The organism is Nocardia sp. NPDC003693, from assembly GCF_053981095.1.
In genome coordinates this window covers 152,175-167,126 of the sequence record NZ_JBSFNO010000015.1, presented here as the reverse complement: position 1 = coordinate 167,126, position 14,952 = coordinate 152,175, and the positions used below count along the sequence as shown (strand labels likewise).

Sequence of the window (14,952 nt, the reverse complement as noted above, 5' to 3'; positions counted from 1 at the left end):
CCGGTGCGCCGCGCCTGTGCCGGCCGGCTCCCGCTGTGCGACCGCCACCCGGCCGAGGGGGAGCGGCGCCGCAGTTCGTCCCGTGTCACCCGGTGAGCCCGAGGATCGCGGCGGCCGCGCTCAGCGCGAGTTCACCGCGGACGGTGTCGTAGTCGGTGACGCCCGCCGGCGTCGTAGCGGCGCCCGTGTGGCGCACCGCCTGCGCGATGGCCTGGCGCTCACCGGAATCGAAGCCGCCGAACGTGCGGCGCAGCAGCGGCAAGGTGGCCACGAACTGCTCCTCGTCCAGCGTGCACAGCCAGGTGTCGATGAGCGAGAGCAGGTTTCGGTCGTGCACCAGCAGCAGCCCGCGCCCGCCCAGGAAGCCGTCGATCCAGGCGGCCTTGTCGGCGGCCGCGTGGCCCACCGACAGCGCGGCCGCGAGCCGGCGCGCCGATTCGGCCGCGTCGATCACCTCGGCGTCGCAGAGCAGCCGCACCGCACGCCCGATGAGACCGCCGTGGATATCGGCGCGGTCGGCCACCCCGCGCAGGGCGGTGAGCCAGGACCGGGTGGCCCACTCGTCGTCGCGCGCCGACAGTGCCTGGTGCACACCGTCCATCAGCGCGCGCAGCGCGGCGGCGGAGTCGGCGTCCAACCCGGTGACCGCGCTGGGCAGCCCCGCGCACACCCGCACCAGCAGGCCGTCCGCGACCCGGGTGAGGGCGGCGCCGTCGGTGCCGCGCACGTCGCCGTAGCGCAGCGTCCGCAGCAGTCCGGGCAGCGCGGCCAGCAGATGGGTAACGTCGTGATCCAGTGCCGCAACGCTTTCCAGGCGCGCGATGAGCCCGTCGGTGGCCCCGCCCAGGTCGGCGAGCAGCGCCGCTTCCAGCGCGTTCGCCACCTGCCCGACCGTCGCGTCCGGCGCGGCGACCGTGTCGAGGATCTTGGCCGCGGCGGCGGTGCGCAGCGTGGTGCCCCAGCGCGCGGCCTCCACGATCGAGATGGCGAGTTCGGGCCGCCACTGCAGGACCCAGGTCTCGCGGAAGGTGCCGGTGGCCCGCACCTGGCTGTCGGTCAGCCGCCCCCACTCGATCCCCAGCAGCCGGAGCTGGTGCAGGAGCCGGGATTTCGCCAGCCCCTGCTCGGTCCGCAGATCCAGGTCCACGGTCCGTTCGAGGGCCTGCTGCTTCATCCGCAGCGTCTTGATCCGCGCCCGCAGATCGGCTTCCAGCGGCACCGTCGGCGTCCCCTCGGGTACCGCGCCCAGCGCCTCCCCGACCACCAGTTCGGTGCTCACCAGCCGCAGCATCACCTCGTCGCCGTCGCACAGCACGGCCCGGGTGGCCTCGGTGACCTCGGACAATCCGGCCAGCGGCCGCTCGCGCAGCGTGGCCAGGGTCTCGGCGAGGCGCACCGCTTCGATGATGTGCGCGCTCGACACCGGCAGATCGTGGGTGCGCAGCATTCCCGCCACCCGCGTCAGCCACCGCGCGATCGGCTGCTCGGTGACGGTGAAGAGATGGTGGTACCACCCCGGCGAGGTGATCCCCGCCCCGTACCCCGAGGTACTGGAGAGTCGCGAGTGCGTCCACGGCACCCAGGTCAGCGTCGCCTTCCCGCGCGGCAGCCCCTTGAGCAGTCGCGCGTCCGCCGCCGCCGGCCCGAGCTTGCCCTCGAGCGCGGGCGCGTGCCACGCCCCGCACACCACGGCCAGCCGCACCGCTCCGTCCTTGAGCGCCTTGCGCATGACCTGCCGCATGTACGCCTCGCGCACGAGGGTGTGCGCGTCGAGCACGATGCGCCCCGGCGCGACGGCGGCCGGGTCACTCGGATCGAAATCGGCAGGCTGCCCGTGCTCGCCGGGCTGCGGCTCGGCGAACAGCGCTGCGCCGGAGCCGTTGTCGCCGCCATCGGTGGCCGCCTCGTCGACTCCGGGCAGCCGCCTCGCGGCAGCAGGGCTGTCGTCCGAGCGCGGCGTGGCTTCCGTGGCTGTCGCGCCCTCGGAGTCGGTAACGCCTGGGGCAGTAGCGGTTTCGGACGACCCCGGGGCCGGTGACGGGGTTCCGTCGGCGGTGCCCGGGATCGCGGGCTCGCCGTCCGGCCCGAGTTGCTCCGCGTGTTCGCGCAGCGCCGCCATCGCGTCGTTGACCGCCGGGAAAATGTCGGCGTCCGTGGCCGATTCGACGATCGCGTCCCACCAGCGCTCGGCGTCGTCGTAGCCGCCGGCCTCGGCGAGCAGCGCGAGCGGGTCGCCGGTGGGGACCGGATCCTGATCCATGGCCAGCACGGTCGCGGCGGGCAGATCGCAGAAGCCCACGCGCACACCGTGTTCGGCGGCGTAGGTCATGGCCTGCCACTCCGGGGAGAACTCGGCGAACGGCCACATCGCGGCCTTGGCCGGTTCGTCCGGGCGGTAGCCGAGCAGCGCGACCGGGGGCTCCATGCCGTCGGCGGCGACGAAACCCAGCAGCGGATCGGCGTCGGCCGGGCCCTCGATCAGGATCACGTCCGGCCGGAACCGGTTCAGTGCCAGGCGCAGTGACCGCGCCGAACCCGGCCCGTGGTGGCGGATCCCGAACACCCGGGTCTCGGGCTCCGGGCGCACCGTGACGCCGGAATCGCTCGACTTCGTCTGCCTCGCAGGGGATACGGGCGCGGTGGAATCCGCGGGCCCGACCGTCGTCACCGCGGGCCCGGACTCCGGAACCGCGGCCGCCGGCCCGGCGGCGTCGGCGCGCATCAGCTCACCTCGCGGGCGGCGCGGTAGAAGTCGGCCCAGTCCGGGCGCTGGCGCACAACGGCTTCCAGGTACTCGGTCCACACCACCCCGTCCGCGACCGGATCCTTGATGACCGCGCCCAGCACCGCCCCGGCCACGTCGCCCGCGCGCAGCACGCCGTCCCCGAAGTGCGCGGCCAGCGCCAGCCCGTTGGTGATCACCGAGATCGCCTCGGCGGTCGACAGCGTGCTGGACGGCGACTTGAGCTTGGTGCGGCCGTCGGCCGTCATGCCCGAGCGCAGCTCCCGGAAGATGCGCACCACCCGGCGCACCTCCTCGGCGGCCGCGGGCACGGCGGGCAATTCCAGTGCGGTGCCGAGCTGTTCGACCCGGCGGGTGACGATCGCGACCTCCTCGTCCTCCCCGGCGGGCAGCGGCAGCACGACGGTGTTGAAGCGCCTGCGCAGCGCGGAGGACAGCTCGTTCACGCCGCGATCGCGATCGTTGGCCGTGGCGATGAGGTTGAAGCCCTTGGCCGCCTGCACCTCGGCGCCGAGTTCGGGCACCGGCAGCGTCTTCTCCGACAGCACCGTGATGAGCGCGTCCTGCACGTCGGACGGGATACGGGTGAGCTCCTCGAGCCGCGCTATCGAACCGGCCCGCATCGCGGTCATGATGGGCGAGGGCACCAGCGCCGCCTCGCTCGGACCCTCCGCGAGCAGCCGGGCGTAGTTCCAGCCGTAGCGAATCGCCTCCTCCGCGGTGCCGGAGGTGCCCTGCACCAGCAGGGTGGACCGGCCCGAGACGGCCGCCGCGAGGTGCTCGGACACCCAGGTCTTGGCGGTGCCGGGTACACCGATCAGCAGCAGCGCGCGATCGGTGGCCAGGGTGGAGACCGCGACCTCCATCAGCCGGCGCGGGCCCACGTACTTGGGCGAGATCACGGTGCCGTCCGCCAGCGCGCCGCCCAGCAGATAGGTGACCACCGCCCACGGCGAGAGCCGCCACGACGGCGGGCGCGGGCGATCGTCGGCGGCGGCGAGCGCGGCCAGTTCGTCGGCGAACGCCTGTTCGGCGTGCGGGCGCAGCAGGGTCGCGGACTCGTCGGTGGTTCGAACGTCGGAAGTGGTCACTGCAGCTCCTCGAGCATCGTCTTACGGTGAATCAGGTCATGGGCGAGCTGGTCGAAAGCCTGCTCCCAGTAGGGATCTCCGCACCGCCGCGCGATACCGGCCACCATCTCGGCGGCTGTCACCGGGAAATGCGCGGAGGAGGCGCGGAACAGCGTGCGATAGGAACCGGGCACCAGCGAGGGCGCGCCCGGCCGGTCGGCGGACAACTGCGCGCGCTCGAGCAGCAGCCGCAGCACGTGCTCGGCCATCGGGGCGGGCCACGGATGCGGCACCGCGCGCAGCAGCGATTCGATCTCGGCCAGCCAGCTGCTGTCCAGGCGGCGCAGGTGCCGGATCTGATCGTCCAGCGGTTGCAGCGCGAACAGCTCGCGCAGCTTCTCGCTGTCGGACTCACCCGCCTCCTGCGCGGCGAACGCCGTGAACAGCGCCTTGGCCCACGCCGAATCCCGCTGCGCGAGCGTGGCATCGGACCAGCCCGCGAACATCGGACCGCGCATGCCCTGGGACATGGCCACCCGCACCGCCTGTTCCGGCGGGCCCAGCACCCGTTCCCAGTGCGCCAGCGGGGTGCCGGCCACGACCCGGTGCAGCCATTCGGCGGCCAGATCCGGTGCGCCGTCCGCGCGATAGGCGGTGTAGCCGTAGGAATCCCCGACACCGTCCCGGCGCGCGGCGTCGTCGAGCACGCCCGGGCCGGTGGTGGTGAGCACCGGCCGGAGCAGTCGCGGCCCGAAACTCAGCCACGCGCTCGCCCGTTCGGCCATGCGCGTCGCGAAGGTGGAATCCGGTAGCCGGCCCAGCAGATCCGCCGCCGTGCGCCGCACCTCGGCTCGCCGATCATCGAGCGCGGTCTCCAGCATCGCCTCGTCGCCGAGCCCGAGCCCGTCGGCGAGCACCAGCAGCAATTCCGCCCGGCCCGGCCCGGATTCGGTGCCCCAGGATCCGGCCAGCGCCGCCAGCGCGGCGTGCCGGTCGCGAGACCGCAACTGCGCCAGCCACAGTCGCCGCTCGGCGGGCCGACCGTGCGACCACACCGACTCGTCCTCGACCGGGACCCGTACCAGCGACCGCCAGCCCGGGTGCTGCGCGGCCAGCCACCGCCCGCGCGCGCCCGCCAGGCGCAGCAGCGATTCCCGGTGCGCCGACAGCGATTTCGCCCGATCCAGCAGCAGGCTGCACAGCTCGTCGGGCGCCCGGAAGTCGTGGACGGCCGCCGCGGCGAACCACTCGTCCAGGAACGGCGAGTTCTCCCCGAGCAGCTCCGCCAGATGCGCGCCCGCGCCCCGGGGCAGCAGCGGCCGATCGTCGTCCTGCGCGGTGTCCGGCTGTTTCACCGCACCCGCGGTGACCGCGCCCCGCGCGAAACAGTCCTGCAGCGCGATGGTGTCGAGCAGGGCGGCGGCGGGCTCACCGGTCAGCCGCGCGCTCAGCGCCGCGACCGGCCCCGGCAGCGCGCCGCCGTCGCCCTGGCGCCGCGCCGTCCCCACCAGCGCGGTGGAGACGAGTTCGGCCAGGCTCGGATCATCGCTCGCCGTGGTGATGCCCACCGAATTGCGCTCCGGGACAGCCACATCGGTGACCACCCCGGTGTGCAGCGCGGACACCGGAATCACCCCGGCCGCCGACCATTCCCCGACCAGGGTCACCGGATGCCCGCCGGACAACCCCAGCAGCTTCCACGGCTCCTCGTCGCCGGGCGCGATCGGCACCGCCGCGCCGTCGGGTTCGACCACGTACCAGCCGTTGTCCTCCCGCACCGGCACCACGCCCGCCAGCAGCACCGGCCACGACCGCAGGAACGGGTCGGCGCCTACGGCCACCGCGTGGTCGAGCAGCGCCGCGGCGATGCTCCCCGGCGCGGCCTCGTGCGTCCCCGGTCCGCCGGGCGCCGGATCCGCCGTCACGGAACCGGTTCGCGCGGCGGGTGGCCGTGGAATCGTGGTGAAGGGTTCGGGGGTGGAATGCCGTGTGCCCCACAGCGCGCGCAGGGGTGCGGCGCCCGGGTAGAAGTGCAGGTCCGCGTCCACCTCGTAGCCGGGCAGCGGGGTGTCCGGCGGGAAGCTGGGGCTGCCGTGATGGTGGTCCACGAGCAGCGCCCAGCGGCCGGACTCCCGGCCCCGCAACCAGATTCGGCGCGTGTAGAGCGCTTCGTCGGAGGTCACGCGCTGTCCGAGTACGAGCCAGCGATCGCGGACGGCGGGTTCGGCGTGCACGGAATCGGCGGGGACCGGATAGCCCACGTGGGTGCGCACGCTCGCGCGCAGTGCCGGATCGAGGTCGTCCAGGCGGGTGTGCGCGGCGGTCAGCAGGTGCAGGCGCGCGTATTCGCGCAGCAGCACCCGGGGCCAGTCCGCGCCGGTCGCGGCGCGCGGCAGATGGCGCAGCGTGACCGCGACGCCGGGGGCCTGCGCGTCGACCATGCGCGCGGCGACGGCGTCGAACGCGAGGTGGGAGCGGTCGGCCTGGGCCAGGCCGGTCCGCACCTGATCGGTGAGCCAGGTATCGAGATCGGCCAGGCCGGCCGCGACCCGCGCCCGCCGCTGATCGGCCGCGCCCGCCCGCCCCGCGCCCCCCGGCGGCGTCGCGGCGGCGGTCACCGCGGCCGTGGATTTCTTCGCTTCCCGCGCCGCGCGCCCCGCGAGCCATTCGGCCGCGAAATCGGCGGGCGCGCCGGTAGCCGGAACATTGCCTTCCGACCAGGAAAGCAAAAGGGACAGTGCGTGTTTGCACGGAAACTTCCGGCTCGGGCACGAGCATTTGTACGCGGGACCCGAGGTGTCGACCACGGTCTGATACGGGCGGCTGCCGCTGCCCGCGCACAGGCCCCACACCGTGCCCCCGTGCTCTCCGCTGCCGCTCCACTTGCCGCGCAGCTTGCGCGCGGCGGTGAGCGACGCCGGGTCGGGCGCCAGCGCCGCGATCTGCTCGGCGGTCCAGGCGGTGGTCATCGTGCCCCCTTCGTTCGTTCACCGCATGTCTATCGCAGGGCACCGACAAGTGCACGGGTCCGTATTTGCCGATATTTCGCCGGTCGCGGCCGTGGAAATTCTGCGGGCGTGACAGCTGAAATACCTTGCACCCGTGATGAATTCACGCTCGGAAAGCACCCGAAACGAGTCACGCGCCGCGTACCGCGCGATTCCGCCGGGACCTTACCCCCGCGCACCGCCCGGTAGGGTTTCGCCCATGTCCCGCGTAGCGATCGAATACTGCACCCAGTGCCGATGGCTGCTGCGTGCGAGCTGGATGGCCCAGGAACTGCTCACCACCTTCACGACCGACCTGTCCGAGGTCGCCCTGGTACCCGGCGACGGCGGGATCTTCCGCATCACCGTGGACGGCGAACAGATCTGGGAACGCAAGGCGGACGGCGGTTTTCCGGACATCACCGTGCTCAAGCAGCGCGTCCGGGACCGGGTCGCCCCCGGCCGCTCCCTCGGCCACTCGGACAAGCCGGCCACCGGCGACTCCGCCAAATAATCCCGGGCCGGGCAGCCTCAGCGGGTCAGCAGCACCCGCCGCCCCCGCAGCAGCCGCCGCCACCCGCGGGCGCGGCCGGTGCGATCGGCAGCGCGCCGCCGCCCCCGCGACTCACCGTCCCGAACGTGGTCAGCAGCTTGACGGTGTCCGAATGCCCCAGCGGGCAGTCGGCCGGATCGGACGCCTCGGCCATCGGACGGGTCACTTCGAAACTGTCCCCGCAGCTGCGGCAGCGGTACGCATAACTCGGCACCGGCCCAGCGTAGGCCACCGATGACCCCGGGGTCCGGCGGCGGCGCGCGGTCACCGGTGGCCGGACCGCTGTCGATCTCCCCGGTACCCTCGATTTACGGAGTACGAGGAGGTGGGCGATGAACACTACGTTCTTCGAGACGCTGCCGGACGAGCAGGCCGAACCGGTGGCCGTCACCGAATACGGCCGGGTACGGGGCCGACGGCAGGACGGCATCGCGGTCTGGCGGGGCATTCCGTACGCCGCCTCGACCGGCGGCCCGAATCGGTATCGCCCGCCGCAGCCCCCCGAACCCTGGGACGGTGTGCGCGACTGCTTCGACTTCGGCGAGGTGGCCCCCCAGAGCGCGGGCTTCGTCCCCGTGGACTCGGGCCTGCGCATGGGCGAGGACTGCTGCTGGCTCAACATCTGGGCCCCCGCCGCGCCCAGCGAGGACCCGCGGCCGGTCATGGTGTGGCTGCACGGCGGCGCGTACTGCCTCGGCACGGCGGCCCAGGCCATCTACGACGGCCGCAGACTGGTCGAGACCGGTGACGTGATCGTGGTCGGGGTGAACTACCGGCTGGGATCGCTCGGCTTCCTGGACCTGTCCTCCCTCGGTCCCGAGTTCACCTCGAACCTCGGCCTGCGCGATCAGATCGCCGCCCTGGAATGGGTGCGCGACAACATCGAGTCCTTCGGCGGTGACCCGGGCAGCGTCACCGTCTTCGGTGAATCCTCCGGCGCGGGCTGCGTGACCGCCCTGCTCACCTCCCCGCTGTCGGCGGGTCTGTTCCACCGCGCCATCGCGCAGTCACCGCCCGCCACAACGGTTTTCGGGCAGGAGCGGGCGGCGGGCGTGGCCCGGCGCTTCCTGGAGATCCTGGACCTGAAACCGGGGGAGGGCGCCGAACTGCTGGACATGCCCATCGAGCGGATCATCGCCGGCGCCGGAATCCTGCTCGACGAGGTGCCGACCCGCGAGCCCGGCCGCCTGGCCGCCGCGCCCGTGGTGGACGGCGAGGTGCTGCCCGCGTATCCGAGCGACCGTTTCCAGCAGGGCCGCTCGCATCGCGTGCCGCTGATCATCGGCACGAACAAGGACGAGGCGTCCATGTTCCGCCTGTTCCGCTCGCCGATCATGCCCGTCACCCCCGACGCGGTGAACGCGATGCTGCGCGGGGTGGCCGCCGAGCACCCCGGCATGTCGCCCGAGCGGATCGCCGAAATCGCCTCCGCCTACGGCGATCTCAGCACCGCGCGCAGCGCCCTGACCATGTCCGGCGACGCCGCCTTCCGGATGCCCGCGCACTGGGTCGCCAACGCGCACTCCCAGCATTCCCCGACCTGGATGTACCGCTTCGATCACGCGACGCCCATGCTCAAGGCGGCTCGCGTCGGTGCCGGGCACGCCACCGAATTGCCGTACGTCTTCGGCAATTTCGGGTCCTTCGACCGCGACCCGACCTTCTGGCTCGGCGGACGCAAAGCGGCGCAGGAGGTTTCCGGCCGCACCATGCGCCGCTGGACGGCCTTCGCCCGGCACAGCGTCCCCGCCGCCCTGGACGGCTCCAAACACTGGCCGCCCTACAACGTCGCGGACCGCCGCACGCTGATCATCGACGCGACCGATCGCATCGTCGACGACCCCGACTACGACCGGAACTCGGTCTGGGGAGATCAGGTGGTCGGGTTCTTCTGACAGGAACGGCTACACCACGGCGGCGGCCCGCCGCCCCAGCCGGGCGGGCATCCGCGAGTATCCGTGCAGGGTGAACAGCGGGCGCCGCTCGGGCTCACCCGCCAGCGCCAGCTCGGGGAACCGGTCGAACAGCGCCCGCAGCGCGTACACCCCTTCCATCCGAGCCAGGCTCGCGCCCAGGCACGTATGGGTTCCACTGGAGAACGTCAGGTGGTCCCGGGCGTTCGAGCGCGTGATGTCGAAGGTCGCGGGATTCTCGAAGACCTTCGGATCCCGGTTCGCTCCCGCCAGCGACATCACGACCACATTGCCCCGGTGGAACTTCACGCCGCCGATCTCCACGTCCGCCAGCGCGAGCCGCGCGGTGGTCTGCACCGGTGCGTCGTAGCGCAGGATCTCCTCGACCGCGGGCGACCACAGCGCGGGATCCGCGCGCAGCAGCGCCAACTGGTCCGGATGGGCCAGCAGCTGCACGATGCCGTTGCCGATGAGATTGACGGTGGTCTCGAAGCCCGCGCCCATGAGCAGGCTGGCCGTCGCCTTCAGTTCGCGGTCGTCGAGATCGCCGGCGCTCACCAGGCTGCTCAGAATGTCCTCGCCCGGTTCCCGGCGGAGCCGGGCGATGTGCCGGTCGAGGTACGCGTCCATGTCCATCATGGCTTCGGCCGCGGTGCGCCAGGTCTTCCACGAGATGCCGAAGTCGAGCAGCGGGCTGGCCGCGTCGCCCCACTCGAGGAACTCGTCGCGCGATTCGTGCGGGAACCCCAGCATCTCGGCGATGATCGCGATCGGGATCTGCTGGGCGTAATCGCCGATCAGATCGGCGGAACCGTTCTCGGGCAGCGCGTCGAGCAGCTCCCGCGTCACCGTCTCCACCCGCTCGCGCAGCCGGCTCGTGGCGCGCGGGGTGAAGGCGGCGGCGACGGACTTGCGCAATCGGGTGTGGTCCGGCGGGTCGATCACCAGCATCGAGGGCGGCTCGACCGGATTGGGCGGCAGCTCGGCCGAGCGGATGGTGTCCCGCAGGCTGCGGGGTACGTCGAGGTTGCCGAGGCCGAAGATGCCGAATCGATTGTCCCGCAACACACCCCGGATCACTTCGTAGTCCGCGGTGGCGTGCGCGGACGGGCTGCGCACGAGTCGCCCGCGGGCGCGCAAATCCTCGATGAAGGGATAGGGATCGGCGATGGCCGCGCGACTGCCGAAGAGTCTGCCGAAGGGATCACCCCGCCGCGCCTGCAGGCGCAACATGTAGCGCGCGGCGCCCTGCTCGAACAGCCACCGCATTCGGTATCGCGGGCTCATCATCGTTGATCCCCTCTCCTCGGGTATCTCTCACCGTACGGAAAGCGGTTGGGGTGAAAAAGATCCCGGAGAGGGAATTCGGGCTCCTACCGGGGTAGGACTCAGGCCCGCCGGGCGGTGACCTTCTCCGACGTCACGCGGCGTTCCAGGGCGGCCGGATCCGGATGGCTGACCTGCACCAACGACGCTCCCGCGGCCAGGACCGCCACGAAGCCATCGATCAATTCGGCCGGGGTTTCCCACGGCGTACTCGACAGGACGCGATCCTCGGCGGTGAATCCCTGCCGCTGCGCGGACCTGCGGGCCTGCTCCAGCACCTCCGAGACCGAGAGCCCGTCCAGCGCGCAGCCGCTGTCCCCGGGCCGGAACTGATCGCCGTGCACGCGGACCGACGTCGCGTAGTCGGTGATCCCGACGGGCAGATCCCGGACCGGCATGCCCATGGGATCCAGCGACAACGCCGCGATCTCCGGGATGTCCCCGGCCTCGTCGATGCGATCGGCGGTCACCAGCGCCAGCTCGGCGTCCGGATCGGCGGTCAGCACGACCTCCGCGCCGGCCCACCAGCATCCCAGCAGCACCGCCGCGGTCTGCCAGTGCGCGGGCAGCAGGACCGCCACCCGGGACCCCGGGGACAGGCCGAATTCGTCGCGAATCATGTTGGCGGTCTTGGCCGCCCAGTTGGCGAGTGTGAGCGCCGAGAGTTCGATGCGCGCGCCGGTCGCGTCGTCGTAGTGGGTGATGCGCGGACCCGCGGGATCGCGGGCCAGGATGGGGTCGAGTACCGCGTCGGTGAGGGTCTCGTTCAGTTGACGCATTTCGGTCCGTTCTTACCGGCATCGATGGGTGGAGCTGGCGGAACCGGCGTCATGGGGGTGGTACCGATCGTGAAATCGATCCCGGTGCCGGTCGTCGAACCCGGACCAGAGTAGTCACCCGCGAGCACCACGCGGACCGAGCCCTCCGCCAATCCGGCCTCGGCGTAGACCGGCAATCCGCCCAGCGCCTGCGCGACCGCGCGGGCCCGGGGATCACCGCCGCTGTTCGCCAGCACCCGGCTGCTCTGCACCGGCCCGCCGATCCAGTTGTCCACCGTGCCGGTGCGGAAACCCTTGCCCGCCAGCGCCTGTGCGGCAACCGCGGCCAGACCGCCGGTCCCGCTGGCGTTGTACACGTCGGCGACCACGGTGGCGGGATCGACGCCGCCGGTGTCCTGGAAGTCGTCCGCGGAACCGCCGCCGATGGTGCGCGCCACGTACTTCTGCACGGCGGTCGGATCCACGCGCACGACCGATTCACCGTTGTCGGTCCAGCCGTTGAGATCCTTGACCGGGATGGTCTCGAACTTCACCTGCCCGCCCGACAGATCCTGCAGTTGCGTCAGGAACGCCAGCACATCCCAATTATCGTCCAGCACCACGGTGCGCCCGACCGCCTTGCTCAGATCGCTCAGCCGGCCCGGATTGGTCAGGGTCTTGGCGCTGACCACCTGGTGCACGAGCTGTGCCATGTACACCTGCTGGCGCACGATGCGGTCCAGATCCCCGCGCGGCAGCTCGTGCCGCTGGCGCACGAAGCTCAACGCCTCGGGGCCCGTGAGCTTCTGCTCCCCGGCGGTGAAGTCCGCGCCCGAAAGCGGCTCGTACACCGCGTTGTTCAGGCAGACGTCGACCCCGCCCACCGCGTCGGTGAGCAGGACGAAGCCCAGCAGGCCGACTTCGGCGTAGTGATCGACGGTGATACCGGTCAGCGTGGCAACGGATTTGATGAGGGCCTGCCGCCCGGCCAGGGTGGACTCGCTGTCGGCCTCGGACGCCGATTCGCCCTTGTCCAGTCGCTTCTGCTGCTCGGTCAGCTTGGTCACGCCGTACGCGGAGTTGATCTTTCCCATGCCCAGCCCCGGAATGTCCACGTACGAATCGCGCGGAATCGAGATGGCCGTGGCCGATCGGCCGTCGTTGGGCACGCGGATCAGCACGATGGTGTCGGTGTTGAGCCCGATCTCGTCGCCCGCGTGCAACATCGCCCGCTCGTCATCGGACAGCGGATTGCCGTGCGCGTCCGTGCGCGAGTCGATGCCGACCATGAGAATGTCGACCGCGCCGTCCTTGCCCCCGCCCAGGCCCAGGTCGCCGATCCGCTCGATGCTGGAAACGAGCTGATCCACACTGCGCCAGCCCAGTCCCGTCACGACCAGCACGACGATCGCGGCCGCCGCCGACAGAAGCCGCAGGGGATGCGTCCGATCCCGGCCGCCGTGCACCCGGGGCCCGGCCGGGCGAGAGGGTAGCGGTGCGGATGCTCTCCTGGTCTGCGACAACCCCTTGCTCCCTCTTCCAGTACTCGGCCGACCGCGCTCGCTGCCGGGGTGATGTCTGTGGAGTGCCCCCGAATGCAGGCTAGACGCGCCGCCGGACATGTCCGTGTAGCTCGCGCTCCGTGAGTCGTGTTGCCCACTCGCGCCCGCGCGCGCGAGAGCCGGACATCCGCGCAGGTAGCTACGGGTGTGCGCGAAACCTGCCGCCGCCCGTGTCACACTGACCGCCGTGACTTCCCCCGCCGTGACACCCATCACCGAGCGGCTCGTGGTGACCGGTGCGCGGGGACAGCTGGGCCGCGCCCTGCTCCGGCACGCGCCCGGCGCCCGCGGCTACGGCCGCGCCGAACTCGACATCACCGACGCCGATGCCGTACGCGCGGTACTGAATCCGGGCGACATCGTCGTCAACTGCGCCGCCTACACCGCGGTGGATCTGGCCGAGACCGATGTGGACGCCGCCTTCGCGGGCAACGCCACCGGGCCCGCGGTCCTCGCCGCCGCGTGCGCGGACATCGGCGCGCGGCTGGTGCACATCTCCACCGACTACGTCTTCCCCGGCACCGCGAATCGTCCCTACGAGCCCGGCGACCCGACCGGACCCGCCACCGTCTACGGCCGCTCCAAACTCGCCGGCGAACAGGCGGTGCTCGAGCTGGATCCGCGCGCCCGCGTCGTGCGCACCGCGTGGGTCTACACCGGCACGGACGGCGATTTCGTCGCGACCATGCGGCGGCTCGAGCGCGAACGCGACACCGTGAACGTGGTCGCGGACCAGATCGGATCACCCACCTACGCACCGGATCTGGCGGCGGGCCTGCTGGAGCTGGCGGGCCGGCTGACGGCCGATCCCGGCGAATCCGTCATCCCGCGAATCCTGCACGCGGGCAATGCCGGACAGGCCAGCTGGTTCGAGCTCGCGCGGGCCGTCTTCGCGGGTCTGGGCGCCGACCCCGAACGCGTGCGCCCCTGCGGCACCGCCGATTTCCCGAGACCCGCTCCGCGCCCGGCATATTCGGTCCTTTCGGGCACAGCCTGGGCATCGGCCGGGCTCGCGCCCCTGCGGGAATGGCGACTGGCACTGGGCGACGCACTGGCCGCCATCTCCGACTAGGCTGGGCGTCCGTGAGCCCCTCGGATTCTGTCGGACCGCCAGTACTGGCCGTCGTCACGGTGACCTACTCGCCCGGTGAGCACCTGCAGCACTTCATCAGCACGCTAGCCACCGCCACCGGCGAGAAGCCCCAGGTGATCCTCGCCGACAACGGCTCGGTGGACGGGGTGCCGGAGCTGATCGCCGAAGCCAACAGCCACGTGCGGCTGCTGCGCACCGGCGGCAACCTCGGCTACGGCGGCGCCATCAATCGCGCGGTCGCCGAGATCGACCCGGACATCGAATTCATCGCCATCGTGAACCCGGACATTCGCTGGGGCACCGACTCCATCGACGAACTGCTGGCCGCGGCCCGCCGCTGGCCGCGCGCGGGTGCGCTCGGGCCCAAGGTGCTCGAGCCGGACGGCAGCCTGTACCCCTCCGCGCGCTCGGTCCCCGGACTGCTCGACGGCGCGGGCCACGCCATCCTCGGCACCGTCTGGCCCACCAACCCCTGGACCCGCCGCTACCGCCAGGAGAACGAGCAGATCTCCGAGCGCACCGTCGGCTGGCTCTCGGGCTCGTGCCTGCTGGTCCGCCGCGCCGCCTTCGACTCCATCGACGGTTTCGACTCCCGCTACTTCATGTACATGGAGGATGTCGACTTCGGTGACCGCATGGGCAAGGCGGGCTGGCACAATGTCTTCGTGCCGACCGCCGAGGTCACCCACGCCAAGGGTCACGCCGCCGGTAAGCACCCCGAGACCATGCTGCCCGCGCACCACGCCAGCGCCTACCGCTTCCAGGCGGACAGGCATCCGCACTGGTGGCAGGCGCCGTTGCGGGTCGCGTTGAAGGCCGGACTTGCCATCCGCTGCAAGCTTGCGGTTCGATCCGCTCTGCGTGAACGCGATGCGGCCGAGGCCGCGGCCGGCTCGGCCCACTGAGCAGGTCGCATGCTCCGGCGGGTCCCGGAGCACGCGCCCGCG

11 protein-coding genes are annotated in these 14,952 nt (G+C 71.9%); 4 read left to right on the top strand and 7 right to left on the bottom strand.

The genetic code is table 11. From position 1 onward, the window contains the following. Positions 1–85: 85 nt before the first annotated feature. From ACWDOP_RS18860 to ACWDOP_RS18850, 3 genes are read right to left on the bottom strand one after another with little or no spacing between them, the layout of a single operon-like run. Positions 86–2,722, bottom strand: coding sequence for a DUF5682 family protein (locus ACWDOP_RS18860; protein ID WP_456346115.1), 2,637 nt, complete (start codon positions 2,720–2,722; stop codon positions 86–88). Beyond that, entirely contained in the window at positions 2,722–3,834 is a 1,113-nt protein-coding gene (locus ACWDOP_RS18855; protein ID WP_454203637.1) for an ATP-binding protein, read from the bottom strand. The genes ACWDOP_RS18860 and ACWDOP_RS18855 overlap by 1 nt, the downstream gene beginning before the upstream one ends. Next, positions 3,831–6,782, bottom strand: a complete 2,952-nt coding sequence (locus ACWDOP_RS18850) for a DUF5691 domain-containing protein (protein WP_456346114.1) — start codon at positions 6,780–6,782, stop codon at positions 3,831–3,833. The genes ACWDOP_RS18855 and ACWDOP_RS18850 overlap by 4 nt, the downstream gene beginning before the upstream one ends. Positions 6,783–7,020: 238 nt before the next feature. Here ACWDOP_RS18850 and ACWDOP_RS18845 point away from each other — a divergent pair, with 238 nt between their 5' ends. Further along, on the top strand, positions 7,021–7,314 hold the full coding sequence (locus ACWDOP_RS18845) for a SelT/SelW/SelH family protein (RefSeq protein WP_456346113.1): 294 nt from the start codon (positions 7,021–7,023) through the stop codon (positions 7,312–7,314). A 25-nt stretch (positions 7,315–7,339) separates the two neighbouring features. Here ACWDOP_RS18845 and ACWDOP_RS18840 read toward each other — a convergent pair whose 3' ends face one another. Then, positions 7,340–7,783 carry an FmdB family zinc ribbon protein gene (locus tag ACWDOP_RS18840; protein ID WP_454203634.1) on the bottom strand — a complete coding sequence of 148 codons (444 nt, stop codon included), beginning with the start codon at positions 7,781–7,783 and terminating at the stop codon, positions 7,340–7,342. On the opposite strand from ACWDOP_RS18840, the gene ACWDOP_RS18835 reads away from it, so the two are divergent. Then, positions 7,686–9,248, top strand: coding sequence for a carboxylesterase/lipase family protein (locus ACWDOP_RS18835; protein WP_456346112.1), 1,563 nt, complete (start codon positions 7,686–7,688; stop codon positions 9,246–9,248). The two genes, ACWDOP_RS18840 and ACWDOP_RS18835, sit on opposite strands and share 98 nt — an antisense overlap. Before the next feature lie 9 nt (positions 9,249–9,257). Here the strand turns inward: ACWDOP_RS18835 and ACWDOP_RS18830 are convergent, their stop codons facing one another. From ACWDOP_RS18830 to ACWDOP_RS18820, 3 genes are all read right to left on the bottom strand, one after another. Further along, positions 9,258–10,556, bottom strand: a complete 1,299-nt coding sequence (locus ACWDOP_RS18830; protein WP_456346111.1) for a cytochrome P450 — start codon at positions 10,554–10,556, stop codon at positions 9,258–9,260. A gap of 98 nt (positions 10,557–10,654) precedes the next feature. Further along, positions 10,655–11,371: a TIGR03089 family protein gene (locus tag ACWDOP_RS18825; protein WP_454203631.1), complete on the bottom strand. Its 717-nt coding sequence runs from the start codon at positions 11,369–11,371 to the stop codon at positions 10,655–10,657. Continuing rightward, positions 11,359–12,816, bottom strand: coding sequence for an LCP family protein (locus tag ACWDOP_RS18820; RefSeq protein WP_454203675.1), 1,458 nt, complete (start codon positions 12,814–12,816; stop codon positions 11,359–11,361). The genes ACWDOP_RS18825 and ACWDOP_RS18820 overlap by 13 nt, the downstream gene beginning before the upstream one ends. Before the next feature lie 274 nt (positions 12,817–13,090). On the opposite strand from ACWDOP_RS18820, the gene rfbD reads away from it, so the two are divergent. Together rfbD and ACWDOP_RS18810 are read left to right on the top strand one after the other, a co-directional pair. Then, on the top strand, positions 13,091–13,984 hold the full coding sequence (rfbD, locus tag ACWDOP_RS18815; protein WP_456346136.1) for a dTDP-4-dehydrorhamnose reductase: 894 nt from the start codon (positions 13,091–13,093) through the stop codon (positions 13,982–13,984). A gap of 11 nt (positions 13,985–13,995) precedes the next feature. Then, the gene (locus tag ACWDOP_RS18810; RefSeq protein WP_454203630.1) at positions 13,996–14,910 is read left to right on the top strand and encodes a glycosyltransferase family 2 protein; all 915 of its coding nucleotides are present in this window, start codon (positions 13,996–13,998) and stop codon (positions 14,908–14,910) included. The last annotated feature ends 42 nt before the right edge of the window (positions 14,911–14,952 follow it).

What these genes read in the sequence shown, in the direction of transcription:
- ACWDOP_RS18845 (WP_456346113.1), top strand. Translation starts at nt 7,021, where the DNA reads ATGTCCCGCGTAGCGATCGAATACTGCACCCAGTGCCGATGGCTGCTG.
- ACWDOP_RS18850 (WP_456346114.1), bottom strand. Translation starts at nt 6,782, where the DNA reads ATGACCACCGCCTGGACCGCCGAGCAGATCGCGGCGCTGGCGCCCGAC.
- ACWDOP_RS18830 (WP_456346111.1), bottom strand. Translation starts at nt 10,556, where the DNA reads ATGATGAGCCCGCGATACCGAATGCGGTGGCTGTTCGAGCAGGGCGCC.
- ACWDOP_RS18840 (WP_454203634.1), bottom strand. Translation starts at nt 7,783, where the DNA reads ATGCCGTCCTGCCGTCGGCCCCGTACCCGGCCGTATTCGGTGACGGCC.
- ACWDOP_RS18825 (WP_454203631.1), bottom strand. Translation starts at nt 11,371, where the DNA reads ATGCGTCAACTGAACGAGACCCTCACCGACGCGGTACTCGACCCCATC.
- ACWDOP_RS18860 (WP_456346115.1), bottom strand. Translation starts at nt 2,722, where the DNA reads ATGCGCGCCGACGCCGCCGGGCCGGCGGCCGCGGTTCCGGAGTCCGGG.
- ACWDOP_RS18835 (WP_456346112.1), top strand. Translation starts at nt 7,686, where the DNA reads ATGAACACTACGTTCTTCGAGACGCTGCCGGACGAGCAGGCCGAACCG.